The organism is Streptomyces sp. NBC_01294 (assembly GCF_035917235.1).
Lineage (GTDB): Bacteria > Actinomycetota > Actinomycetes > Streptomycetales > Streptomycetaceae > Streptomyces > Streptomyces caledonius.
In genome coordinates, this window is sequence record NZ_CP108423.1 from 136601 (window position 1) to 159687 (window position 23087).

Genomic DNA, 23087 nt, shown 5'->3' on the forward strand with positions numbered 1-23087 from the left:
GCCGCGGCCACGATCGGAACTGGTGGCGCACAACTTCAACGGGCCGCTGTCTCCGTCTGGCCGGCCCACCGGCGCAGTGCCGCGGTGGCTTGTTCGGCGTCGTTCGGACGCAGGCCGGTGATGGAGATGTGGTGGTTGGCGTCGGGCACGTTGAAGAGGTAGGAGTCGTAGGTGCCGTTGCCTGGGCGGAAGTGTTCTGCGACTGCGATGTCGTTCTCGCCGTTGACGAACATGAGTGAGCTGCCGTGGCGGCGTACCCAGCGGTCGATGTCCGCCATTGCAGCGGGCTGGAAACGCAGGGGGATGTCCCGTGGCACATAAGTACGGATCTCCTGGATGCCCGGGTAGCGCAGCAGTCCGTCCAGGTAGGGGGTGGCGAACTGCGGGTAACCGAGCTGGGTGCCCAGTTGGTAGAAGTACGGCGTGAAGGATTCGACGGTCTGGTCGGTGTAGACGGGGAGCTGGGTCACCTTGGCGACCCATAGGTAGAGGGCATCATCGGTCGCTGTGGAGGTGGGTATGGATGCGCAACCGTCCGTGGACTGATGCATCCAGAACATCATCGGCAGGCGCACCACGGCGAGTTCGAAGGCACGGTCCACGCTGCCGATGGTCCCGAAGGTCTTCTTCTCGCCTTCGGCCCACCGGGCGTAGCGTTCCGTCATCGCCTCGCGCCGTATCAGCGCATCACGCTGAGCGGACTTGATTGCGGCGCGGCACTCGGTGGTGCCGACCTGTTCGAGGCGGGCGTCGTACGCGGTGTCGTCCCGGTCGTCCGTGTTGTTGGGGGCGGAGTAGGCGACCGTACCGGCCACGTCATCCGGATAGAAGCGGCGGTGATAGACGGCCGTCATCCCGCCTTTGCTGCCGCCGGTGGAGATCCACGCGCCGTGATACATCGTCTTGAGTGCGGTGATGAGGCGATGATGGTCACTTGCTGCCTGCCAGATGGTGAGCTTGGACCAGTCCGGGTCTTCAGGCCGGGACGTCCCGAAGAAGCGTTGCTCCGTGGTGATCTGGTTGGCGTCCAGCAACTGGGCCGGCTCGGTCATCCGGTTCGGCGACGATCCGAGGTCGTAGCCGCTGGAGTAGAGCACCATGGGGCGCTGGGTCGACTTGTGTACCAGAGTCAGCCTCTGGTCGAAGGAACCTTGGTCGGCGTGCCGATGGTCGGTGGGCTGCCGGTAGGTGAGGTCGAGGACGACCTGGCCTGGGGTGGCAGGCCGTTCGCCGAGCACGCGCATTCCGGGGATGGCCTCGATCCGGGCCCGGATGTCGCCGTCCGGCGGCTGCGCCAGAGCCGGTACGGACAGCCCGGTGGCCGTCAGCACGGTCATCAGGAACAGAGTGAGCAGGCGTCCTGTCGTGTTCTTCATGCCCTCAGACAACCGCACGCGGTGGGCCCGCGGATCCCCCGAGCGTGGAAGGCGTCTCCCTCTCATGGGGGGAGACAATCCATGTCCTCTGGCGTAGTCGTCACAGAAGCACGGTCAGAGCCTTGAATCTCCCCACCTCGCACCCAGGTCTCCCCGACCTGCCTACTTGCGGCAGGCTGCTTGGTCCTGCCCGGGCCAGGGGATTGTGGCTCCGCCTCGCGGAGCCGCAATCCCCAGATGCCGGACTAGGGAAGCTTCAGCCAGGGGCTGCGGTAGGGGTACGGAGGCGCCCACGACCCGTCACTCCACTGCACCTGCATGTACGTGGCGTACCCCTCGCCTTCCTCGTGGTGGCTGTCGTTGAAGTCGGGCGCCGCGAACCGCTTCGTCCGGAAGGCACCGGAGGGGCACGTGTGGACCTTGTTCGAGACCACCCTCGACCCGCCGGTGCGGACAGCGCGGATGAAGACCTTGCACGCCGGGTGGCCGGAGCGCAGGGTGAGGAATCCGTCGGGGCGCCCGACGCCGTGGCTCGGGGCGCTGATGCACACCCTCATCTCGATGAACCTCTCCCGGATCACCCCGGAGGAGTACCCGGCGCAGCCGCCCCCGCTGGCCGCCTGCGCGTTCGTCCCCGTCAGAACGGTGGTGGCCAGAATGCCCGCGACCGTGGTCACACGAGCGGCCGCGTTGATCAGTCGATGCAAAGGAACCCCCTGAGAAGGCTCGCCATCATGGGCGAGTGGTCACCGTGCACGCTAGACCCGCGCCGGACCGCTCAACCGGTGAACGGCGTGGCTCTGAGGACTTCTGAGCTTTCCGCCCGGCCCACACGGAGGCCGGGAGGGACTGGACGACCACGGGGAACAGGACTGGGCGCAGTACCGCCCCAACTACCGGAAGCCGGTGACCGAGGTCGCCCGTACGGAGGCTGGGCCGTCTCTTCCGGATCATCCGATCGTGGGTTGACGCGTGTCGTTGACTGACGCCCAGTGGGCCCGTATCGAGCCGCTGCTACCGGACCGGACTCCACATCGCCGCCATCTTCATCTGGTCAGCGAGGCGATCCGAAGGAAACGGCCTCGGCGGTCGCGCGATCCGTCACCCGTGATGCGCCGTCGTCTCCGGTCCGCGCACCGGGGACGACGGCGCATGTCGGCCAAGCTCCTTGAGTTTCAGGACTGTTCATCCCCGCGTGACAGTGGTCTATACCTTTAACACTAGGCTGGGTCACCTGAAACAGGTACATGCACAGCCGTGGGGGGCTTTATGACCTTTCATCATCTTCCGCAACCACCTTCCGACGAAGAGCTCTACTGGTACTTCGGACCCCAGCGCCGCTGGGTCCTGGTCACCAGCTCGCTCGCCTTCGTGTTCACGGCGGCGACCATGTTCACCTTCGCCCTGCGGACACCGGCCCTGTGGGCCTTCCTCGCCGTCCTCGGGCTCAACGTCGTGGCCCTCGCGCTCTCCTCCGTCAACAGCCTGCGCCCGCGCCGGCTCACCCGGCGGTCGCACGAGATACTCGTCCACGCCTGGCAGCCGGCCGCACCGCCGGGCGTCGACTTATACCTGCCGACCTGCGGCGAACCGCTCCCCGTCCTGGCCAACGCCTACCGCGCGGTCGCGGCCGTCGACTGGCCCGGTGCGCTGACCGTCTGGATCCTGGACGACGCCGACCGGCCCGAAGTCGCCGCGCTGGGCGCCTCGTACGGCTACGCGTACGTCGTACGCCCCGACCGGGGACACCTGAAGAAGGCCGGGAACCTCAACCACGCGCTCACCCTCAGCAGCGCGGAGTTCATCGCGATCCTCGACGCGGACTTCGCGCCCCGGCCGGACTTCCTGCACCACCTCGTGCCGTACCTGGCCGACCCCGCCGTCGGCATCGTGCAGAGCCCGCAGTGCTTCGACACCGACGCGACCATGGACTGGATCCAGCGGGCCGCCGGCTCCGCCCAGGAGTGGTTCTTCCGGTGGATCCAGCCGTCCCGGGACGCGAGCGACGCCGCCATCTGCTGCGGCAGCAACGCCGTCTACCGGCGCAGCGCGATCGACCTGGCCGGCGGCTTCGCCCGGCTCGACCACAGCGAGGACCTGTACACCGGCCTCGCCCTCCACGAGCAGGGCTTCCGCACCCAGTACGTCCCGGTACTGGTCGCCAAGGGCACCTCGCCCGACCGGCTCACCTCCTTCGTCAACCAGCAGTACCGGTGGGCGATGGGCAACCTGCACCTTCTCGGCGCCCCCGTGCTGGGACGGATGCGTGCGCCCTGGCGGATGCGGCTGTGCTTCTACGAGGGCGTCGTCGGGTACCTGACCACGGCCGTGAACACCTTCGCCGCGCCGCTGCCCCCGCTGGTGATGATGTTCTGGTACCCGGACCACATCCGGCCCTGGCACGTGCTGCCGCTGCTCGCCCCACTGTGGCTCTGGCACGTGCTGCTGCCGCGGATCGAGCCGGACCCGCTGGCGGGTCGAGGTGATCCGGGCGAACGTGCTGACGAGCGTGGCCGCCGCGACCGCGTTCCTGCACACCCTGCGGGGGCGCAGCGCCGCCTGGGTGCCCACCGGCGCGCGCGGCGCGGGGGCAGCGGGCGGGATGTCCCGCCGGGTGGTGGCCGTCTCGCTCGTCTGGCTCGTCGTCTCCAACGGCGCGGCCGCGGCGGGCCTCGCCCTGGCCGTGGCCCGCAACGGCTGGGAGCCTAACTGGGGCCTGCTCCTCTACCTCCTGGTGCAGTGCCAGATCAACGGCCCGCTGATCCGGGACCTGATGGCCGAGCTCCGGCCGCGGACGGTGTCCGGGCGGGCGGAGCGCCGGTCGCTGCCTGCCCGCGTACGGGCCTCCCTGCGCTCCCGTACCGGGATGCTGCCCCGCCGCTGGCCCGAGACCGGTCGCCGCCTCCGCGGTCCTCCTGCTCACCGGCCTGCTGGCATCGGGGTGGGTCGACCCGATGCTTCCCTGGCTGAGTTGAAAGGCCCCGCCACCATGTCCTTCCTCGTGACACCCGGCCGGCGCCGCCTTCGTGGGCGCGCCGCCCCGCAGTCCGCCGGACGGCTGCCGTCCGGGTCCCGCTCCGGCAGCGAGTCCGGGCCCAGCCCGCACCGGTCCGCCTTCCGGCCCGACATCGAGGGGCTGCGCGCGGTCGCCGTCCTCGCGGTCCTCGCCTTCCACGCCGGGATTCCCGGGACGGTCGGCGGTTTCGTCGGCGTGGATGTCTTCTTCGTCATCTCGGGCTACCTGATCACCGGTCTGCTGGTCCGGGAGGCGATCACCACCGGTCGGATCCGGCTCGGGGACTTCTTCTCCCGGCGTGCCCGGCGGCTGCTGCCCTCGGCCGCCGTGGTGCTCGGCGCGGTGGCGGTGGCCGGGGCCTGGCTGACCGTACCGCTGCGCCGCACCGACGTGGAGTACGACGTCGTCGCGGCAGCCCTGTCCTCGCCAACTGGCGGTTCGTGGCGCAGCGGACCGACTACCTCGCCGCCGGGCACGACCAGAGCCCGCTGCTGCACTTCTGGTCCCTCGCCGTCGAGGAGCAGTTCTACCTGTTCTGGGCGCCGCTGCTGGCGGTGCTCGCGCTCTGCGCGGCCCGGGCGGTCCGCCGGGGCCGCGCCGTGCGCTGCGTCGTGGTGCTGGTCGCCGCGCCGCTGACGCTCGCCTCGTTCGGCCTGGCCCTGTACTGGACGCGGCACTCCGCATCGCTCGCGTACCTCGGGACACCCTCGCGCGTCTGGCAGTTCGGCGTCGGCGCGCTGCTCGCCCTGCTGCCCTGGCACCTGATGCGCGGGCCGCGACCGCTGCGGCTGCTGTGCGGCTGGGCCGGGGCCGCGGCGATCGGCTGGTGCGTGGTGGCGTACGACGCCGCGACCCCGTACCCCGGCTGCGCGGCGCTCGTGCCGACGCTGGCCGCCGCCGCCGTGATCCTCGCCGGGATACCCGGCCGGGGCGAGCGGAACGCCCCGGGGGCCTGGGAAGTCGGGCGGCTGCTCGCGGGTCGGGCACCCCGGGCGGTCGGACGGCTCTCCTACAACCTGTACCTGTGGCACTGGCCGGTGCTCGTCCTCGCCGAGGCCCGCCTCGGCGCGCTCGGCTGGCCCGCGAAGACCGCGCTGACGCTGGCGGCCGTGCTGCCCGCCCTCGCCACCCTGCGCTGGGTCGAGCGACCGCTGCGGCGCAGCCGCACGGTATCCGAACTCCCCCGCCGCGGACTGTCCGTGGGCGTGACGGCCGTCGTGCTCCCGGTCGTCCTCGCCCTGGTGGTGGGCACGACGACCCTGAACCTGCTGGGCCCGGCCGCCCCGGTCGACCCGAAGGGACTGCCCCCGGGCGCCGCCTCCGGCCCCACCCTGCTCGCCCGGACCCCCGGCACGCCGCTCGTGGACGGCCCGGTGGTGCCGACCCCCGCCCAGGCCCGCGGGGACTTCCCGCCGGACGGGGCATGCGAGGTCGCCCCGGCCGAGACGCACAGCCCGGACTGCCTGTTCGGCGCGGTGGACAGCCCGGACCGGATCGTGCTGCTCGGCGACTCGCACGCCGGGCAGTGGTTCTCCCCGATGCTGGCGCTGGCCGCCGGACGGGGCTGGGCGTTGCAGGAGTTCGTGAAGCAGGGCTGCCCGCTGCCGGAGCTGACGGTGAACAGCCCCCAGCTGGGCCGCGCCTACCGGGAGTGCGACGCCTGGCGGGCGAACACCCTGGAGCGGCTGAGGCAGCAGCCGAAGCCCCGTCTCATCGTCATCGCCTCGCTCAACCGCTACACCGCCGACGCGGCGCTCCTGGCCGAGGGCTGGGAGAAGACGCTGCGGCAGCTGCGGGCACTGGGCGTGCCGATCGTCTATGTCGAGGACACCCCCGTACCCGGTACGGACGTCCCCGCGTGCGTCTCCGGCAGCCCGGACTCCCCCGCCGACTGCGCGTTCGGCCGCGAGGACGCCCTGCCGCCCGATGCGCTGGCACGGCGGATCGCGTCCGGCGAGCTGCCCGGCGTACGGAGCGTCGGCGTGAACCCGGTGCTGTGCCCGGCGACGACCGACCTGCCCGGCCGTGCTCGACCGGATCCTGCTCTACCGGGACGACGCCCACCTGACCAACGTGGCGGCCGTCGTGCTGACCAACCGGCTGGAGCGGCTGCTCACGGAGGCCGGGGCGCTGCCCCGCTCCGGCCGCAGCCGCTGCGGTGCCCGGTACGGGCGGGTGGACTCAGCTGCTGCGCGACGACTTCGACGGCCCGGCGGGCAGCCCGCCGTCCGCCGCGAACTGCTCCACGACCTCGGTACGTGCACCCGGGCTGCCCCGCGCCGCAGTGGGGCACCGGCGAGATCGAGACCATGACGGACTCGACCGACAACGTCCGCCTCGACGGGAACGGCGCGCTGGAGATCGTCCCCACCCGCAAGGAAGGCGCGTGGAGTTCGGGGAGGATCGAGACACGGCGCTCCGACTTCGCGCCGCCGCCCGGGGGCATCCTGCGGATCGAGGCCTCGATCGCCCTGCCCGACGTGACCGGGGCGAAGGCGGCGGGCTACTGGCCGGCGTTCTGGACCCTGGGGACCCCGTTGCGCGACGGGTACACGGGATGGCCGGGCATCGGGGAGATCGACGTCATGGAGTCCGTGAACGGGCGGGACACCGTCTTCGGCTCCCTGCACTGCGGGGTCCTCGAAGGCGGTCCGTGCCAGGAGCCCGTGGGCCTGACCTCAGGTCCGCAGCCGTGCCCCGGCTGCCGTACGGCCTTCCACTCGTACGCCGTCGAGGTCGACCTCGCACCGGGTGCGGAGGAGGTGCGCTGGTACCTGGACGGCCGCGTGTACCACCGGGTCGCGGCCGCCCGGATGGACGCCGGGACGTGGAACCGGGCGGTGGACCACGGGCTGTTCCTGATCCTCAACGTGGCCGTCGGCGGGAAGCTGCCGCTCGCCGACGGCGCGACCGCGGGCCCCGCCACCGAACCGGGCCATCCGATGCGGATCGACCACGTGACCGTCTCGGCCCTGAAGAGGGGCATGTAGGGAAGCGACGCCGCCCGGTCCCCCCGCGCCCGGGCGGCGTCGCTTCCGGTGCGGCCCGTGCGGTCGGCTACGGCCGGTCCGTCTCCTCGTAGGGGAACCGAGCGAGCGGGGCCTCCCGCTGGAAGAAGGTCTTGGCGCGGACGGCCGCCCGCTCGTCGCCCCGCACCTGGCCGGGCCGCGAGCCGTTGCCGAACAGCACCCCGCCGAAGCGCATCCGCAGGTAGGCCGCCGAGTGGTTGAGGCTGGTCACCAGCCCGTCGGCGACGACCTCGTCGTGGTCCGACATGACGGTCACGCCCCACAGGGTCCGGCCCGCCATCCGCTCCTTGAAGTCCGAACCGGGCACCGTCAGCCAGCCCGACCAGTAGTCGAGGTAGCGCTTGGCGTGCGCGGACAGGGTGTACCAGTACAAGGGCGAGACGATGACGACGTCGGTCGCCTCCAGGGTGGCCTGCCGGAGCAGTTCCTCGTTCTCCCCGACCGGCCAGGTCTCGGTCTCGTGCCGCCCGTCCTGGAAATCGGGCAGCGGCAGGCGGGTCAGGTCCACCCAGCGCTGCGGGACGCCGGTGGGCAACTGTTCGGCGGCCGCCCGCGCGAGCATCTCGGTGTTGCCGTCCGGGCGGGAACTGCCGAGAACGAACAGGAACGAACGGGGAGTCGCCGCCGAGCCGTGGTCCTGAACATCAGAGGAAGACATGTCACTCCAGCATCGCGAAATCGAGTAGGGGTGCGAGGCAGAGCGAGCGACGGCGTGGACGGACCCGGCCGCGGAATGCCTGCTCACGCGGCGACGTTAGGGCTTCACATCAATGTGAAGGTCAAGTCCGGATGGGAGCAGGTCACATGCTGATCGGCGAATTGTCCCGGCGCACCGGGGTCAGCTCCCGGCTGCTGCGGTACTACGAGGCGCAGGGACTGCTCGACGCGAGGCGCGGCCCGAACGGGTACCGCGACTACGCCGAGGACTCGGTGGTCACCGTGCGGCAGGTGCGGGCGCTGCTGGACGCGGGGCTGACCACCGAGGTGATCCGTTCGGTGCTGCCCTGCATCCGGGGCGAGGAGCCGCGGTTCCACTGGTGCGCGGAGCTCCGGTCCCTCCTCGACCGGGAGTTGACGGCCATGGACGAGCGCATCAGCACCCTCCGGCACAGCCGCGACACCCTCTTCGGGTACCTGGCGCAGCCCTGACCCTGATCCTGGCCCTGCCCTGAACCCTCGGCTGCCACCGACTGCGTGCCCCTGCCGCATGCGCTCCCCTGTGCGACGCTGGAAGAGGCAACAGGGCCGGCCTGACCCCGCGCGGCCCCGGCCGACCCACGGACTCCGCCATGACCCAGCACCCGCGCACCGCCTCCCGTACCGCGCCGATGGCGCTCGCCTGCGCCGCGCTCGCCGTCCTGCTGACCGCTCCCGGCGCGCCCGCGGCTACGTCCGCCGCGCCCGCGGCCCGCGTCCAGGCAGCCGCCGGCATCCAGCAGGCGACGTTGTCGATTCCCGCAATCGGCGTGTCGGGGCTGCCCGTGATCCCGTACCCGGGCAGTCCCGACGACGCACCGGGCACCCGTATCCAGGACCGGGGCGTTGCCGCCAGCCCGTACGGGCCCGGCGGCGGCGTCGGACCCGGTGACGTGGGCAACTACATCGTGACCGGGCACCGCATCTCGGCCGGTGGGCCGCTGGGCAACCTGCCGTCGCTGCCGACGGGTGCGTCCGTGTTCGTGACGGCCGGCGGCGTGACGTACCAGTACGTGATCACCACGACCCGGACGACGTCCTTCCGGTCTCAGGCCTCCATCGACGCGCAGCGCGCGGCGGTCCCCGGCTCGCCCGGCGCGACCCCGACCCGCGCGATGATCACCGTGACCACGTGCCTGACGCCCGAGGACGACGCGGCGGGCAACTTCTGGCGGGACGCGCAGAACAATCCCGAACACCGCCTCGACAAGATCGGTGTCCTCACGTCGACCAAGCCCTGACCCGCACCCCGGACGCGGGGGTTCCGGCCCGCGGCGAGCGGGAGACGACAACGGCCCGCTCAGGGCTGTCAGTTGCTCGTGAGGTCCACCCATATCCACGGTGCGTAGTCCCAGGAGCTCACTCTGCCGACGACCAGTTCGACGGTGGTTCCCACCGGCGGGAGGTCCTGCGCCAGTCGTCTGACGCCCGGCTCGCCGCTGCGGCGGATGGTGTCGAGTGATGCGCCGACCGGCTCGTAGTCTCGGAGTTCCGCCGTGATGCCCCATGGCTGGTGGCTCGTGATGGTCGCTCGGACGGGTTCGCCCGGGTGGAGCTCGCTGAGAGGACGCTTGGATTCATCTGTCATGCCGACATCATCTCCCCGTCACCCGGCCGGACGGGGGTCGCACGCCTCGGCGTCCGACGGGGCCTCTCGACCAGCGCGCGCCCTGAGCCCGCCGGGAGGAAAATCGAAGGGGGCGGGGCGTGCCAAGGCTCCCCGTGAGGGGTCCGCCCCCGGTGAGGGCCACCCGGGCCCGGGACTCGACGCCGCCGCTTCACCCTGAGCGGTACAAGGGCCGCGCGCCCTTCGTCACGGGACGGTCGGCCTGGAGTCAGTGGACGACGGTGAAACTGCGCCAGGGCCGGCTGGCGGGGGCCGTTACGTCCGAGAGGGTCGTGGCCACGTAGATGCTGTCGGCCTGCTCGGTCTCGCGGCAGTTCTCCGTCCGGTACAGGACGATGTCGACGAGGGTGTTGTTCTCGACGTGGGTGGCTCCCTTCGGGATGGCGATCTTGTGGCATCCCTTGACCAGGGTGTTGGAGTAGCTCAGCTCGATCGGCGAGTCGTGGCCGCGGAAGCTGAGCATGCCGACGGTGGTCCGGCCCAGGCCCGAGCAGGCGGTGGCGCTCAGCAGCACTGCTGCGGCCCCCGCGATGATGCTGATGCGTCGGATGCGTCGGCTGTGGGGCATGGCGCGGTCCTCGTCTGTGCGGTGGTGACGATCCTTGCCCACAGCCTGACCCGGCGGGGCGCCGGTGGCTTGCGTTGCTCGGCCGTCCGGATGAACGCCGGCGGCCGGCAGCGGGAAGGAGCCCGCGGAGGGAGCCCCGTCACGACCGCCGTCACGACCGCCGACGCGGCCACGTGGGCCGCCGTCGGGACATGCGTGGTCTGCGCTCGGACAGCGGCGATGGGGCGAGCGCGAAGGCCACGGTGATGTGGGCGCCTCCCCGGGGGGCCTGTGCGATATGCATCGAGCCGCCCGTGACGGCCGCGGCCCGTCGGGCGATGTCGAGGCCGAGCCCCGAGGAACCGGTGCTGCTCCCGCGGGAGAGGGCCCGCTCCGGTTCGGGGATGCCCGGCCCCGCGTCCTCCACGATCAGCTCCACGGCATGGGCGGTGCGGACGACACGGACGCCGAACGGGGTTCCGGGCGCGGTGTGGCGGAAGACGTTGCCGATGAGCGCGTCCACGACGGCGGCGATGTCGTCGTCGGAGAGGCTGACGGCCGCGGGCTCCTGGGTGACGTCCAGGGAACAGGGCCGGTCCTGCTGCTCGGCCAGGACCGCCCAGAAGGAGGTCCGGCGCCGGACGACCTCCGCGGCCTCGCAGCGGGGCCGGACGGCTCCCGCGCCGGGCGCGGGCTGGACCGTGGTCGTCGTGTCCCCGCTGCGCATGCCGTGGCCCATGGGGCTGACCGCGAGCGGGGTCCGTGCCGCGGTGATGATGGCCTGGAGTTCCGTCTCCAGCGCGTGCACCGCCGCCTCGACCCTGGCCGACTCCGGTGTGCCGGCCATCCGCTCCGACGCCAGGTGCAGGGCGGTCAGCGGGGTGCGCAGCCGGTGGGACAGGTCGGCGACCAGTTCGCGTTCGATGGCGAGCAGCTCGGTCATGCGGTGGGCCATGGCGTTGAAGGCGACGCCCGCGTCGCGCAGTTCCTTGGGGCCCATGGGGTCCACTCGGGTGTCCAGGTTGCCCTCCCCCAGCGTGCGCGAAGCCTGCGCGAGCCGCTGCGAGGACCTGACGACCTTCGAGCCGAGGCGGTCGGCCACCAGCACCGAGCCGCCGATCAGACCCACGGCGAGGAGGACCATGACCGCCCAGGAGGCCTTGACCCCGCGGGTCAGCTCCTCCTCGGGGACGAAGTTCTCGATGACGGCGACCCGGTCTCCGGGGAGCACCACCGGCTGCAGGCAGATCCAGCCGCTGGGAATCTGCCGGGAGATGGACTCGCGCCCCTGCTGTGCCCGTTCGAGCAGCGCCTTGGGGGCCTGGGAGTTGCCGAGGGGCTGGGCGTCCGGCAGGTGGACGACCAGGTGCTCGGTCGCGTCCAGGCTGGCGGCGGATTCCCGGAGGGCGGACGGGTCCGTGGTCAGCGTGAGGACGGGCGCCAGGGCTGCGGCGCGCTGCTCGGCCGCGGTGACGCTCTGCTCCTTGACCAGCGACATCACCAGCGCGGCCAGGGGTATGAGGAAGGAGAGGGCGACCATGGACGTGACGGCGAGCGCCACTCCGGCCAGTGAACGTCTCAACGCGGCGCCACCAGTTTGATGCCGACACCGCGGACGGTCAGCAGGTAGCGCGGGGCCGCCGCGCGTTCGCCGAGCTTGCGGCGCAGGGACGACAGGTGGACGTCGACGGTCTGGTCGTCCACGTACGGCTCGCGCCAGACCTCGGTCAGCAGCCGGCGTTTGGAGACGACCTGGCCGGTGTGGTGGGCGAGGAAGGCCAGGAGGTCGAACTCCCGGCGGGTGAGGTGGAGCTCACGGCCGGCCAGGTGCGCGGTGCGCGCACCCGGGTCCACCGCCAGCTCGCCCACGGTGGCGGGGCGCAGCGGCTCGGCCGCCGGCGCCGCCCCGAGCCCTGCCCGGTGTGGGCGCCATGCGCGGTGTGGGCGGCGGGCGCGTGGCTGGTGCGCCGCAGGACGGCGGAGAGACGTGCGATGAGCTGTCCCCCGGAGAAGGGCTTGACCAGGTAGTCGTCGGCGCCGGCGTTGAGGAGCTTGATGATTTCCGTCTCGTCGTCGCGGGCGGTGGCCACCAGGACGGGAACGGAGGAGATGCCCCGGATCATGCGCAGTGCGTCGCCTCCGTCCAGATCGGGCAGCCCCAGGTCGAGGACCACCGCGTCGACGGGCATCTGGGTGACCTCGCGCAGGGCGCCGAACCCGTCGCCCACGCTGCGTACGGCATACCCCGTGCTCCGCCAGGACCTCGATGAGTGACTGGCGGATGCTGGGTCGTCTTCCACGACCAGGACGCTCGGCATGGGGACACCTTAGGGGCTCGGTCCGGGGAGGTCGTGGACAGGTGACGGAGGACCGGCTCGCGAGGGACGGGGGCGGGGGGCGGGCGCGGGGGCCGACGCGGGGGCGGCCGATGCTAGGAGGCGCCGAAGGTCGGGCCGTCGTCGGTGACGCGCAGGTGTACGGGGCGGTCCGTGACCGGAATCGTGCAGCCCTGCTCCGTGCTGCAGCTCGCGTAGCCGAGCAGCACCGTCGCGTCCCCGTTGCCGTCGGCGTGTATGGGCAGGGTGGCGGTGACCGGGCCGTCCGGATAGACGGGGACCGGGGCGTCGACGCCGGGCACGCTGATCGTCCGTACGCCTGCGGCGGCCGTCAGTTTCCCGTCCGCCTTGAGGATTCCGGTGACGTCCACGGTGGTCGGTCTGCCCACGCCCTCGATTCCGGTGGGCGGCAGATCGGTGCTGTAGAGGTGGAAACCCTTCTCCTCAGGGGTGAAGACCGCGGTCAGGGTGCCCTTCGAGGCCTGCCAGTCGGACACCGAGAGCGTGACGGTGACCCCGTTCTCGCTGAAGCGCGTCGTGGGCGCGGTGTCCGCGGTGTCCGCGGCGGCGCTCTTGGCGGGCTGCTGCTGCTCGCCGCATGCGGTGAGCGCGGCGAAGGAGAGGAGGGCGGCCGCGACGCGGGCCTTCCGGGAATGCCCGAGGGACGCCATGCGCGGTGTGGGCAGGGAAGCGTTCACGTTCATCTGTGTCTCTGTGTCTCTGTGTCTCTGTGTCAGGGGAGCGAGCAGGTCTGTTCTTGGTCTTCAGGGCGAACAGCGGCCCTGGAAGCTAGAAGGCGGTGGTGAAGTCCGCGCTCCACAACTGCAGCCGGTACACCAAGTCGTTCACGACGCCCGTGGCCAGCAGCACGCCGACGAGCACCGAGCAGGCCGCCGCCGATCCGCAGAACCCACTGGTAGTGGCGTTTGACCAGGCCGAAGGCGCCCAGGGCCCGGCGGAAGGCCAGCGCGGCCAGGATGAACGGCAGGCCCAGCCCGAGGCAGTAGGCCGCCATCAGCAGGGCTCCGCGGGCCGCACTGGCCTCGCCCAGGCCAGCGCCTGTACGGCGGCCAGTGTCGGGCCGATGCAGGGGGTCCAGCCGACCGCGAACACCGCCCCCAGCAAGGGGGCGCCGGCCAGTCCGAGCGCGGGGCGCCGGTGGCTGCGGAACTCCCGCTGTGTGAAGCCCGGCAGGAGGCCCATGAAGGACAGCCCCATCAGCACGGTGAAGACGCCGAGCACCTGGGTGACCACCTCCTGGTGGGCCAGCAGGGACCGGCCGAAGTACCCGAACAGGGCGCCCCCGGAGACGAGGACGGCCGTGAAGCCCAGGACGAACAGCGCCGCGCCGGCCGCCATGAGGCTGCGGCGCCCTCCGCGGGCGTCCGCCAGGTCGGAGACCGACAGGCTGGTCACGTAGCTGAGGTAGCCCGGTACGAGCGGCAGTACGCACGGCGAGAGGAACGAGACGAGTCCCGCGACGAACGCCACGGGAGCGGCGACGGCCAGCGTCCCCTGGAGGAGGGAGGGGGCGTCGGCGGCGGCGAGCGTCCAGCCCGTGACCGTCGTCATGACTCCTCCTCCACCACGCGTGCGAGCAAGGGCCTCAGCTCTTCGTCGGTGACGGCTCCCCCGATGCTGACGGCGATGCGTCCGCGCCGGTCGATCACGAGGGTCGAGGGGATGGCCTGCGGGTTCAGGAGCGCGGGCGGGAAGCGGAGCAGGAGTTCCCCGTTCGGATCGTGCAGGCTGGGGAAGCCCAGGCCGTGGGCGCGTACGAAGGACTGCGCCGCCGCCCGGTCCCGGTCGCGGGTGTTGATCCCGAGGAACCGGACCCCGTCGGCCCGGGTCTGCAGGCTGAGCCGCTCCAGGTCGTCGGCCTCCGCCCGGCGGGGGCGCACCAGGATCCCCAGACGTTGAGTACGACGACGTGGCCCCGGAACTCGGCGAGGCTGACCGGCTTCCCGTCGAGGTCGTCGCCCGCCAGGGCGGGCGCGGCCGGCCTGGCGCCGGAGTCCACGACCGTGGCGGCCGCCGCGGCCCTGATCGCACCCGCCTGCCCGGCCGGCGCCCCGGCACTGTTGCCGGCTTCGGCACCACTGCCGCCGTCGGCGCCGGTGCAGACGGCGGCGAGGACGCAGCCGGCCGCGGCCGCGAGGCCGGCCAGGACCGCGGTGCGCACCCGCATCCGGCGCCATCCCGCGGGCAGGGGGCGGGGCCCGGCGGATTCCGCCGCCGGGTGTCCCGGGTGTCCCCCGTCTCCCGGGTCTGCCTGGCCACCCGGGCCTCCCTGGCCTCCCTGGCCCGGTCGTCTCATGACGCCCACTGGCGCAGGAAGGAGTTGATCCCCTCCGAGGTCAGGGAGGGGTTGCCCGTGGCGTGGGTGTCGGTGCGGACTGCCGGACGGCGTGACGACGATCAGGACGGGCATCTTGTAGCTTCCGCCCGAGGGGCTGTACTTGCGCAGGAGCGCGGAGTTGGCGGAGCTGTTGCCGCCAATGTCGATCTTGACCAGGTGGTACGAGGCTCCGAGGATCGCCGCCGTCTGCGGCTGGGCGAACACCTTGTCGGCCGCCTTGCAGTTGCCGCACCAGTTGGCTCCGAAGTCGAGCAGCACCATCCTGCCGTCGGCCTTGGCCGCCGCCAGCGCCGCGTCGATCTGCTTCTGCGCGTCGGCCGAACTGTCGTAGCCGGGCCCGGGTATCCGTGCCGGCGCGGGCGCGGCGGACGTACGGGACGAGCTTGGGGGCGGCCGAACCGGTCTTGGCGCGCGAGGGCGTGGGCGAGGAGGACGGGGTGGCGCTGGCGGACGCCGACGGCGAGGCCGACGCGCTCGGGGACGCCTCGGCGGACGTGGACGCGGAGGCGGACGCCGTCGCGGAGGGGAGGGCCGACGACGACTGTCCGGCTGTGGACTGCGCGGCGGACCCGACGGGCTGGGAGGACGGTCCGCACGCGGTCGTCAGCCCGGCCGCGACCACGACCGCGGCGACCAGCGGCAGCCGCGCCCCGAGGGCGCGGCGGAGCGGGCTGCGCACGGCGGTCGGCGCGGACGGGTCGGAGTATGCGAGAAGTCATGGTGAAGACACCCCAAGGCACGGTGAGGACGACGGGAAGGGCGAAACGCCTCGGCCCGGGCCCGGTGGGCCGACGGCCCGACAGCCCGCCGGGGCCGCCGGGCCCGGGCGCCGAGGGCCGCTCGGCTGACGCCAGAGCATAGGACCGCTCAGGGCCGCCCGGACCGTGTGGGCGTGATCTTGAGGTTCCCCTAAGGAAGAGCTCACCTTCCGCTTCACCGGAACTCGGGCGATGAGGGCACGCAAGGAGGCGAATCCCACAAAAGGGATCAGGAGGGCCGAGTGGTGCGGACCGGCCGAATCTGCCGGTCCCTCAGAACGAGGTCTCGCGGACGCTGGCCTTCGCCGACGGGACGATCGTCGCGGTGATGACGGAGCGGTGGTCCTCGCCGGCGAAGGTGACCGTGAGGGTGTCGTCCGCGGTCTGTGACGTGGTGGCCTTGAAGCCGCGGCTGGGGATCGCGGAGATCAGGCAGACGCCGCGGCTGCCGTACCGCACCGTGACCTTGCCGCCCTGCGAGGGGACGGTGTGCAGGCCCGGGCCGCCTTCCTGACAGTCGACGGAGGGTTTCGGCGAGGGGGTCCGCGTGCTTCCCGACGAGGCCTTCGAGGGCGTGGGCGTCGAAGCCGAGGGCGACGGCCGATCCGTGGGCGTGGGCGAGCCGCCGGCGGACGCGGAGGGGGACGGCGGGCTCGGCGACCCGCCCTGGCCCGCCAGCCACGCAGGGGGCGAATCGAAGACCATCGGGGCGGACCGCGCGACGGGAGGCGTATGCCGGGTCGAGCCGACCACGAACTGGACCGTGGCGAGCACGGCGGTCACGCTGGTGGCCGTGCACGACAGCCATATGAACAGGTAGCGCGGAATTCGAGGCACCGCCCCATAGTGGCCGACGGGTCAAGCCGTCCGTCACCGCCTCCCCCGGAACTCGCCTCCGCAGCCGCGCGTACCGGTCCAGGGACGGGTACGGAGGGCAGCGCGGGCGCGGCGGCGCCGGGCGGCGCCGGGCGGCGCCGGGCGGCGCCGGGGCGGGGGCGTCAGGACCAGCGGGGCGGCAGACCATCGGCGGGCGCGGTCGGCGCGGTAGGGGGCGCGGATCCCCGGCACGGTCGACGCGGTTGGCGGCGGGCCCCGAACGCCGACGTCCTCCTGGCCCGCGTACGGGTCGGAGGATCGCGCGCCGCTCGGCGGCCCGCTTCCGGGCGGCCGATGCCGGCGCGGGGTTCCCGGCGGACGATCCCGGCGAAATCGAGGACGCACGTTCCCCAGGATCGTATGGAGTTGCCGGTCGGGAGGTTTCCTACTTCGACGCGCCGAAGTTCTGCGTCCACCACGGGCCGCCGTCGCCCTTGTGGACGCCGATGCCGATCTCCCGGAAGGCGCAGTTGAGGATGTTGGCCCGGTGGCCGGAGCTGTTCATCCAGGCCTTCATGACCGCGTCGGCGTCCGACTGGCCCCGGGCGATGTTCTCACCCAGGCGCGACCACGCGTATCCGGCGGCCTCCACCCGGCTGGTCATGGTGGACCCGTCGGGTCCGGTGTGGGACATGACGCCACTGCGGGCCATGGTGTCGCTGTACGCCCGCGCCGCGGTGTTCAGCTTGGCGTTCGCGGTCAAGGGACCGCACCCGGCCGCGGCACGCTCCTTGTTGACCAGGGCGAGGACCGCGGACTCGGCGTCCGTGGAGCCACCGCCGGAGGAGCCTCCGGAGCCGCCGCCGGTGGTGGTCGCGGCAGTCGTCCGTGCGGGCTTGGCCGGCTGGGTCGACGCCGGCTTGGCCGGGGTGCTCTCCTCTGCCGCGGGCTTTCGTGCGGGGTGGCGGATCCGGTGGCGCCGCCGGTGGGCGTTCCGGGCGGCATCGCGCCCGGCGCGGCGGCCGCGTCAGCCGGTGAGCGTGGGGACGGCCTCGGTGGGGGTTGCCGTCGCCGCCCCGTCGCCGGAGGCCGCGGTACCGGACTTCGGGCCGGTGCCGCCGTCGGCCCGCTGGTCCACGCGCGCACCACCGTCGGAGTCGGCCACGGCCACGCCGACCGCCACCGCAGCGGCGGCCGCGGTGAGCGACAGGACGATGCGCGTGCGCACCGCCTTCTTCCTTCGCGCCTCGACGCGGGACGGCATTGCGGGAGTTCGGCTGCGACTCATGCCTGTAGCACCTCACAGAGAAGGGAACGAGGGGGTCCGACCGAGCCTAGGGCGGTGACCAGCGAAAAGATCGCTTTGGAGGCGTTCTTCAAGGTCCCTTAAGGAAGCCCGCAGGGTCGTCACAGGGACGAGCCGGGACAATCACCCCAACGTGAATCGGGAGGGCGGTCGGGCCGGGTCGGACCGGGTCGGGTGCGCACCGGCAGCCCGTGTGATCATGACGTCGGCACATCCGCACCTCATGGGGGGACCATGCGCACCCGCACCACCACCGCCACGACCCGCCTCGCCGTCGGGCTCGCAGCGCTGCTCGTCCTGACGGGTTGCAGCACCGCGGGCGAGAGCCGGTCCGGGGCGGCGACCTCCGGCGCTGCCGCTTCCGCCTCCGGCCCCGCCGCCGCGCCCGCGCAGAGCGGTGGGTCCGGCCTCGAAGGACCCCGGCCGCAGGACCAGAACCTGTTGGCGTGGACCGGCGACCCCAATGACGCGGGGCACGTCACCGCGCAGTCGGCCGCCGGGGTCGGCGGGCGGGTCACCTTGGTACGGATCGTCCTGCGCGAGCAGATCACCTGGTCGAACATCTGGCTGGGCCTGGCCGGCATCGACCCGAACGCCCAACTCGCCAACTGCTACCTCGGCGTGTACGACGCCAAGGGCAAGCTGGTCGCGACCACCCCGGACATCTCGCCCCAGCTGATGACCGACGCGATCGCCAAGCCGCTGGCTCTCGACAAGCCGTTCACCGCCGCCCCCGGCACCTACTTCATCGCCCTCCTGCTCAACGGGAACTGGACCACGAACCTTCTCACCCTCAAGTCCACGGGCGCCGGCATCTCGGTCAACGCCGGCCTGACGCCGCCGCAGCTCAGGTACAGCACCCTCCTGACCGGCCAGACCTCACTGCCGGCCAACGTGAACCTGACCGAGCAGTCCCAGAGCACCATCAACACGGGCTGGGCCAGCCAGTGGTACGCCATCTCCTGAGCTGAGCCGAGCGGGTCGGGCCGTCCGGGCTCCGCGGCATTCCTCTGGAACGGTTGTCGGTCCAGGCGGACTTCAGGACGGCCGCGTTGCCGTCCTGGCGGCCACCAGCGACTCGAAGCCGTCGAGGAGCCGCTCCAGGCCGAAGGCGAAGTGGTCGAAGTCGCCCGAGAAGGCGTTGTCGTCGAGCGCCGCCATCAGGGGGAACTCCCCTGTGGCCATGGCTCGGGAGAGCACGGGCGTCTGGGCCTGCCAGAACTGCTCTTCGCTGATTCCGCTGTGCCGCTCGGCCTCGACGGCGTTGACGTGCGTGCGGGCCACTCCGGCGACGTATCCGTCCAGGGTGACGATGACGGAGATGAGTTCCTGGTCGGTCAGGCCGTTCATGGTGTTGATGCGCGCCAGAGTCCGCTCCAGATGGCGTACGGCGTTGGGCCCGAGCACCGGGCGTGCCTGGTTGACGTGGAGCAGCCACGGGTGGCGGTGGTAGAGGGCCAGTGCCGCGCGCGCCGTGGCCTCCAGCGCCGCGCGCCAGCCGCGGGCCCCTTCGAGGGCGGCGTGCGCTTCCTTCTGCACGCGGTCGAGCATCAGGTCCAGGAGTTCGGCCTTGCCGGGCAGGTAGCGGTACAGCGACATGGTGCCGACGCCGAGTTCGGTCGACAGGCGGCGCATCGAGACCGCTTCGAGGCCTTCGGTGTCGGCGGTCGCGACCGCCTTGTCGATGATCTTCTCCAGTGTCAGGCCGGGTTTGGGGCCGCGGCTGGGCCGCTGTCCGGCACCCCACAGCAGTTCCAGGCTGCGTGAAATGTCGCCGCTGCCCCAGCTGTCCGTCGTCGTCATGCGATCACCCTGTTCCTTCTGGACGAAAACTGAGTACACCGTACTCTCAATAGAGTACACAGTACCCAGTTTCATGGCGAGCAGGATCTCGGAAATGGCCGGAAACGCCGGCCTCGATTCAGAGCAGGCTCAGCACCGCGAGGAGGACGCCGAACAGCCCGAGACCCGCCAGAATCAGGAGGGTCAGCACCGTGCGCACGGCGCCCCGGCCCGCTTCGACGAGGACCGCTCGCTCCGGGCTCGACGGGAGATAGCACAGTCGCATCGGCGCACCCAGGGGCCGCCGCCGTTCGGTGTCGAGGTCGAGCCGGTACTCGCGCCCGTCGACCGCGCGGAAGCCCACGATGGCGTGCTGCAGACCCGCCCGGCCCTGGTCTCCCGGGAGCACGTAGGCATCCAGCACTCTGCCCTCGGCAAATAGCCCTTCGTTGAACATCTTGCGGATGAACAGCCATCGACTGCAGGTCCGCACCGCGAGTGCGAAGGAGACCGATAGGGCGAGGAGCCCGACACCACCGAGCAGCAGCCGGTGGCCGTCCTCGCGCAAGAAGTCCATGACGCCCCTCCACGTCGACCTACCGCCGGGCCGCCGTCCGTGGCACTCCCGGACGAAATCTACCGCTCGTGCTGCCGCCAAGCCCTCGGCGACTGTGTCCCACCACAACCAGCCGCAGGGCCCCGCCGCACGGCCCCGCCGGACGGCCGGAATCGGCAGGGCACTACTGGGCACAGTCGGGTGGACCACCGGGGTGTACCACCAGTACACCCCGGTGGTACGGTGCGGTCATGCCTCTTCCCCGTTTCGATCGCCTGCCCGCAGAGCGCCGGGAGCTCATCCTGGGCGTGGCGCGCCGGCACTTCGCCGAGCACGGCACCGAAGGCGCCTCCTACAACAAGATCATCGAAGCCGCGGGGGTCTCCAAGACCGCCGCCTACCACTATTTCGACGGCCGCGAGGACCTGCTCACCGCGGTCCTCGACGGGGTGTTCGAGCGACTGCTCGACGCCCTCGGCCCCTGGGTCCCGGCCCGCGACGAGGCCGACTTCCGGGCCTGGTTCGCCGGCGGCTCCGCCGCCCTCGCCGCCCACCTGCGGGACCACCCCGAGGACCCGGCCCTCGCCGACGCCGCCATCGGGCGCACCCACGCCGGCCCGTGGCCTCGCATGGTTCGGAGACCTGGTCAGCCGGACGGACAGCGGCTCGGGATGATCCGGACCGATGTGGACCACGGGCTGCTGGTGTCGGCGACCGCGGCCGTCATCCGGGCCGCCGACGCCTGGGCCTTGGCCCGCATGACGACCGAGCGCGTCCTCCCCGAAGCCGCGGACTTCCCGGAGGACGGCGAGGCCCCGGCACAGCTGTGGTGCCTGTTGTACGGCCTGTGGGGCGGGGCAGTCACCGCGGCCGCCACAACTGCCGGAGAGGACCGGACCGATGCGCGGTGACGTGCAGATCTCCTGGGAGATACCGGCCACCCCGCCCGGCCTCGCGGGACGCCTGGAGCGGTTCATGGGCCCCGGCAAGTCCCGTTCCGAGTCCGTGGTGGAGACCCTGGGCCTCCTCGGCTGCGCCCTGCTCCTGGCCGCCGGCCTGTGGACCTCGGGGGTCGCGCGCGACCTGTCCACCGCGCAACTCGTCGTGGTCGCCCTGGCCGGGCTCGACCTCATCGGCGGGGTGTTGACCAACGCCACCAATGCCGCGAAGCGTTGGTACCACCGGGCCGACCCCGCGGCCAGGCGCGCCCGGCTGCTGTTCGTCTCCGCACACCTGATCCACCTCGCCGCGATGGGGCTCGTCGTCCTGTCCGGTGACCTCAAGTGGACGCTGGCCAACGCCGCGCTGCTGCTCGGCGGGGCGGTGGTCGTGGAATTCGCGCCCGTGCACCTCAAACGGCCGGTGGCGATGGCCCTGTTGATGGCCGGCCGTCCTGGTCAACCTGTTCTGGCTGCCGGTGCCCGCCGCGCTCGCCTGGTTCGCGCCGCTGTTCTTCCTCAAGCTGCTCGTCTGCCACCTCGTGCCCGAGGCGCCGCTGGAGCGGAGGCGGGATGTCTGAGGCCGGGGCGGAGCGTTCCTGGCGGATCGACACCGACCCCGACCCGGTCGCCTGCGCCGACCTGCTGGCCGCCGCGTTCGCCCGGGAGCCCGCCGTCTCCTGGATCTGCGGCGGCTCGGCCCGCGCACGGACCCACTGGTTCCGGGCCACCCTGCGCACCCACGCCCGCCTCGACGGGGCCCGCCGTACCGCGCTCGTGGGCGCGGACGGCCGGCTCCTCGCGGCGGCGGTCCTCACCCCGCCGGGCGCGATCCCGGCCGCGGGCGCGCGCGTCCTCTGGGCGGCCCGCACCGGGCTGCGCTGCGGGCCGCGCGCCCTCGGCCGGACCCTGCGCTACCTGAACGCCACCGACGGGGGCGCACCCCCGGGGGCCTGGACCCTGGAGTTCGTCGGCGTCCGTCCCGACCTGACCGGACGCGGCGCCGGCCGCCTCCTCCTGAACCACGTCCTGGCGACCACACCCGCCCCGCACGGCCTCTACCTGACCACGGCGGACCCGGCGAACGTCCCCCTCTACCGCCACTTCGGCTTCACCACGCTGCACGAAACCCCGCTGGGGCCGTTGACCGTCACCTCCATGAGCCGCACGGAGAAGTGATCCGGCACTCCTGACGGCGGTCGGCAAGGGCCGGCCCGTCCACCACTGCGCCGCCGGGGCCCGCCGTACGGGGACTCCGGCGGCGCTCGCGTGTCAACCCTGGGAGGGGATCGGAGGGTCGAGGGCTTCGAGCGTGGCTGAAACGCCGGTGTCTGCGTATCCGCCGGAGGCATAGACGCAGGTGCCGTCGATCCCGGGCGGGCAGCGCATGCTCGCGGCGCCGAAGCCGGCCCGGGGCGTGGGCATCGAGGGCAGGGCCGTCCAGATGTTGGAGGCAGGGTTGTACGAGTAGACGTGGCCCGACGTTCCGACTGCCGCCAGGCCACCGAGTGCGTAGACGCAGGTGCCGCCCTGACCGGGCGGGCAGGTCGCGGCGGCCGAGGCCACGTCCGAACGCGCCGCGGGCATCGACGGCAGCGTGGTCCAGATCGTGCCGTTGTTGGCGGCCGCGGGGAGCGTCGCGGACAGGAGCGCGGCAACGGCCAGGACCCCGGCCACGGCGAGTCGCCCGCGCCATCTCCTTCGGGACCTGGTGGGCGGTGATGTGCGCATGGGGGCACGGGGTCTCCTCCTTCGGCGAGCGGGGCATCTCCGGGGATGTCCCACGCCACGCCGCGGACCACGGCCGCTGCCGGCGCGTCTCCTTCCGTCGGCCCAGGCAGGCGCGGCGGACGGAGCAACCTCGCCGGCGCCGGTCCGCCGCACGGGCATGCACGGCGGGCGCTCGTCACGCAGGTGGTCGCTGGATGAGGAGAACCGGTCGCGG

21 protein-coding genes and 5 pseudogenes are annotated in these 23087 nt (G+C 72.3%); 9 read left to right on the forward strand and 17 right to left on the reverse strand.

Annotation, left to right across the window (positions count from 1 at the left end; all coding sequences use genetic code 11):
- Nucleotides 1-35: 35 nt before the first annotated feature.
- Both OG534_RS00735 and OG534_RS00740 read right to left on the reverse strand, forming a co-directional pair.
- A complete protein-coding gene (locus OG534_RS00735; RefSeq protein ID WP_326586114.1) occupies nucleotides 36-1376 on the reverse strand; it encodes a S28 family serine protease in 1341 nt (446 codons plus the stop codon).
- Nucleotides 1377-1621: 245 nt separating this feature from the next.
- The gene (locus OG534_RS00740; protein ID WP_326586115.1) at nucleotides 1622-2083 is read right to left on the reverse strand and encodes a hypothetical protein; all 462 of its coding nucleotides are present in this window, start codon (nucleotides 2081-2083) and stop codon (nucleotides 1622-1624) included.
- A gap of 562 nt (nucleotides 2084-2645) precedes the next feature.
- On the opposite strand from OG534_RS00740, the pseudogene OG534_RS00745 reads away from it, so the two are divergent.
- Nucleotides 2646-4351: pseudogene (locus OG534_RS00745) on the forward strand (glycosyltransferase family 2 protein).
- Nucleotides 4352-4365: 14 nt separating this feature from the next.
- Nucleotides 4366-7382, forward strand: a pseudogene (locus tag OG534_RS00750) (acyltransferase family protein).
- A 67-nt stretch (nucleotides 7383-7449) separates the two neighbouring features.
- Here OG534_RS00750 and OG534_RS00755 read toward each other — a convergent pair.
- Nucleotides 7450-8079, reverse strand: a complete 630-nt coding sequence (locus tag OG534_RS00755; RefSeq protein WP_326586116.1) for a flavodoxin family protein — start codon at nucleotides 8077-8079, stop codon at nucleotides 7450-7452.
- 146 nt (nucleotides 8080-8225) lie between these two features.
- Between OG534_RS00755 and OG534_RS00760 the strand changes: the two genes are divergently transcribed.
- Together OG534_RS00760 and OG534_RS00765 are read left to right on the forward strand one after the other, a co-directional pair.
- Nucleotides 8226-8570 (forward strand): MerR family transcriptional regulator, encoded by a 345-nt coding sequence (locus OG534_RS00760; RefSeq protein ID WP_326586117.1) that lies wholly within the window; start codon nucleotides 8226-8228, stop codon nucleotides 8568-8570.
- Between the two features lie 140 nt (nucleotides 8571-8710).
- Nucleotides 8711-9358, forward strand: coding sequence for a sortase domain-containing protein (locus tag OG534_RS00765; protein ID WP_326586118.1), 648 nt, complete (start codon nucleotides 8711-8713; stop codon nucleotides 9356-9358).
- A 68-nt stretch (nucleotides 9359-9426) separates the two neighbouring features.
- Here OG534_RS00765 and OG534_RS00770 read toward each other — a convergent pair whose 3' ends face one another.
- The 8 genes and pseudogenes from OG534_RS00770 to OG534_RS38565 form a co-directional block, all read right to left on the reverse strand.
- Nucleotides 9427-9705, reverse strand: coding sequence for a hypothetical protein (locus tag OG534_RS00770; protein WP_326586119.1), 279 nt, complete (start codon nucleotides 9703-9705; stop codon nucleotides 9427-9429).
- Between the two features lie 247 nt (nucleotides 9706-9952).
- Nucleotides 9953-10312: a hypothetical protein gene (locus tag OG534_RS00775; protein WP_326586120.1), complete on the reverse strand. Its 360-nt coding sequence runs from the start codon at nucleotides 10310-10312 to the stop codon at nucleotides 9953-9955.
- Nucleotides 10313-10463: 151 nt separating this feature from the next.
- On the reverse strand, nucleotides 10464-11873 hold the full coding sequence (locus OG534_RS00780) for a HAMP domain-containing sensor histidine kinase (RefSeq protein ID WP_326586121.1): 1410 nt from the start codon (nucleotides 11871-11873) through the stop codon (nucleotides 10464-10466).
- Nucleotides 11870-12609 (reverse strand): annotated as a pseudogene (locus tag OG534_RS00785) (response regulator transcription factor). The gene OG534_RS00780 and the pseudogene OG534_RS00785 overlap by 4 nt, the downstream one beginning before the upstream one ends.
- 113 nt (nucleotides 12610-12722) lie before the next feature.
- Nucleotides 12723-13325 (reverse strand): hypothetical protein, encoded by a 603-nt coding sequence (locus OG534_RS00790; protein WP_326586122.1) that lies wholly within the window; start codon nucleotides 13323-13325, stop codon nucleotides 12723-12725.
- A 91-nt stretch (nucleotides 13326-13416) separates the two neighbouring features.
- Nucleotides 13417-14199, reverse strand: a pseudogene (locus tag OG534_RS00795) (cytochrome c biogenesis CcdA family protein).
- Nucleotides 14196-14528: a TlpA disulfide reductase family protein gene (locus OG534_RS00800; protein WP_326586123.1), complete on the reverse strand. Its 333-nt coding sequence runs from the start codon at nucleotides 14526-14528 to the stop codon at nucleotides 14196-14198. Before OG534_RS00800 ends, OG534_RS00795 begins: the two are co-directional and overlap by 4 nt.
- A gap of 563 nt (nucleotides 14529-15091) precedes the next feature.
- Nucleotides 15092-15247: pseudogene (locus OG534_RS38565) on the reverse strand (thioredoxin family protein); the annotation flags it as partial.
- 122 nt (nucleotides 15248-15369) lie between these two features.
- Here OG534_RS38565 and OG534_RS00810 point away from each other — a divergent pair.
- Nucleotides 15370-15834: a hypothetical protein gene (locus OG534_RS00810; RefSeq protein WP_326586125.1), complete on the forward strand. Its 465-nt coding sequence runs from the start codon at nucleotides 15370-15372 to the stop codon at nucleotides 15832-15834.
- 183 nt (nucleotides 15835-16017) lie between these two features.
- Here the strand turns inward: OG534_RS00810 and OG534_RS00815 are convergent, their stop codons facing one another.
- Nucleotides 16018-16203 carry a hypothetical protein gene (locus OG534_RS00815; RefSeq protein WP_326586126.1) on the reverse strand — a complete coding sequence of 62 codons (186 nt, stop codon included), beginning with the start codon at nucleotides 16201-16203 and terminating at the stop codon, nucleotides 16018-16020.
- Between the two features lie 88 nt (nucleotides 16204-16291).
- Here OG534_RS00815 and OG534_RS00820 point away from each other — a divergent pair, with 88 nt between their 5' ends.
- Entirely contained in the window at nucleotides 16292-16564 is a 273-nt protein-coding gene (locus tag OG534_RS00820) for a hypothetical protein (RefSeq protein ID WP_326586127.1), read from the forward strand.
- Nucleotides 16565-17005: 441 nt separating this feature from the next.
- Here the strand turns inward: OG534_RS00820 and OG534_RS00825 are convergent, their stop codons facing one another.
- Complete coding sequence (locus OG534_RS00825) at nucleotides 17006-17530, reverse strand: CAP domain-containing protein (RefSeq protein WP_326593406.1); 525 nt, start codon at nucleotides 17528-17530, stop codon at nucleotides 17006-17008.
- Between the two features lie 57 nt (nucleotides 17531-17587).
- The gene (locus OG534_RS00830; RefSeq protein WP_326586128.1) at nucleotides 17588-17788 is read right to left on the reverse strand and encodes a hypothetical protein; all 201 of its coding nucleotides are present in this window, start codon (nucleotides 17786-17788) and stop codon (nucleotides 17588-17590) included.
- A gap of 312 nt (nucleotides 17789-18100) precedes the next feature.
- Here OG534_RS00830 and OG534_RS00835 point away from each other — a divergent pair, with 312 nt between their 5' ends.
- Nucleotides 18101-18832 (forward strand): hypothetical protein, encoded by a 732-nt coding sequence (locus OG534_RS00835; protein ID WP_326586129.1) that lies wholly within the window; start codon nucleotides 18101-18103, stop codon nucleotides 18830-18832.
- Between the two features lie 72 nt (nucleotides 18833-18904).
- Here OG534_RS00835 and OG534_RS00840 read toward each other — a convergent pair whose 3' ends face one another.
- Together OG534_RS00840 and OG534_RS00845 are read right to left on the reverse strand one after the other, a co-directional pair.
- Complete coding sequence (locus OG534_RS00840; RefSeq protein WP_326586130.1) at nucleotides 18905-19669, reverse strand: TetR/AcrR family transcriptional regulator; 765 nt, start codon at nucleotides 19667-19669, stop codon at nucleotides 18905-18907.
- Between the two features lie 118 nt (nucleotides 19670-19787).
- Complete coding sequence (locus OG534_RS00845; protein WP_326586131.1) at nucleotides 19788-20225, reverse strand: DUF3592 domain-containing protein; 438 nt, start codon at nucleotides 20223-20225, stop codon at nucleotides 19788-19790.
- A 230-nt stretch (nucleotides 20226-20455) separates the two neighbouring features.
- Between OG534_RS00845 and OG534_RS00850 the strand changes: the two genes are divergently transcribed.
- Nucleotides 20456-21115 carry a TetR/AcrR family transcriptional regulator gene (locus tag OG534_RS00850; protein ID WP_326586132.1) on the forward strand — a complete coding sequence of 220 codons (660 nt, stop codon included), beginning with the start codon at nucleotides 20456-20458 and terminating at the stop codon, nucleotides 21113-21115.
- A 600-nt stretch (nucleotides 21116-21715) separates the two neighbouring features.
- Entirely contained in the window at nucleotides 21716-22321 is a 606-nt protein-coding gene (locus tag OG534_RS00855) for a GNAT family N-acetyltransferase (RefSeq protein WP_326586133.1), read from the forward strand.
- Nucleotides 22322-22414: 93 nt separating this feature from the next.
- On the opposite strand, the gene OG534_RS00860 is transcribed toward OG534_RS00855, so the two are convergent.
- Nucleotides 22415-22873, reverse strand: a complete 459-nt coding sequence (locus OG534_RS00860; RefSeq protein WP_326586134.1) for a kelch repeat-containing protein — start codon at nucleotides 22871-22873, stop codon at nucleotides 22415-22417.
- Nucleotides 22874-23087: the final 214 nt, after the last annotated feature.

What these genes read in the sequence shown, in the direction of transcription:
- OG534_RS00840 (WP_326586130.1), bottom strand. Translation starts at nt 19,669, where the DNA reads ATGACGACGACGGACAGCTGGGGCAGCGGCGACATTTCACGCAGCCTG.
- OG534_RS00860 (WP_326586134.1), bottom strand. Translation starts at nt 22,873, where the DNA reads ATGCGCACATCACCGCCCACCAGGTCCCGAAGGAGATGGCGCGGGCGA.
- OG534_RS00845 (WP_326586131.1), bottom strand. Translation starts at nt 20,225, where the DNA reads ATGGACTTCTTGCGCGAGGACGGCCACCGGCTGCTGCTCGGTGGTGTC.
- OG534_RS00735 (WP_326586114.1), bottom strand. Translation starts at nt 1,376, where the DNA reads ATGAAGAACACGACAGGACGCCTGCTCACTCTGTTCCTGATGACCGTG.
- OG534_RS00770 (WP_326586119.1), bottom strand. Translation starts at nt 9,705, where the DNA reads ATGACAGATGAATCCAAGCGTCCTCTCAGCGAGCTCCACCCGGGCGAA.
- OG534_RS00775 (WP_326586120.1), bottom strand. Translation starts at nt 10,312, where the DNA reads ATGCCCCACAGCCGACGCATCCGACGCATCAGCATCATCGCGGGGGCC.
- OG534_RS00755 (WP_326586116.1), bottom strand. Translation starts at nt 8,079, where the DNA reads ATGTCTTCCTCTGATGTTCAGGACCACGGCTCGGCGGCGACTCCCCGT.
- OG534_RS00855 (WP_326586133.1), top strand. Translation starts at nt 21,716, where the DNA reads ATGTCTGAGGCCGGGGCGGAGCGTTCCTGGCGGATCGACACCGACCCC.
- OG534_RS00760 (WP_326586117.1), top strand. Translation starts at nt 8,226, where the DNA reads ATGCTGATCGGCGAATTGTCCCGGCGCACCGGGGTCAGCTCCCGGCTG.
- OG534_RS00850 (WP_326586132.1), top strand. Translation starts at nt 20,456, where the DNA reads ATGCCTCTTCCCCGTTTCGATCGCCTGCCCGCAGAGCGCCGGGAGCTC.
- OG534_RS00765 (WP_326586118.1), top strand. Translation starts at nt 8,711, where the DNA reads ATGACCCAGCACCCGCGCACCGCCTCCCGTACCGCGCCGATGGCGCTC.
- OG534_RS00835 (WP_326586129.1), top strand. Translation starts at nt 18,101, where the DNA reads ATGCGCACCCGCACCACCACCGCCACGACCCGCCTCGCCGTCGGGCTC.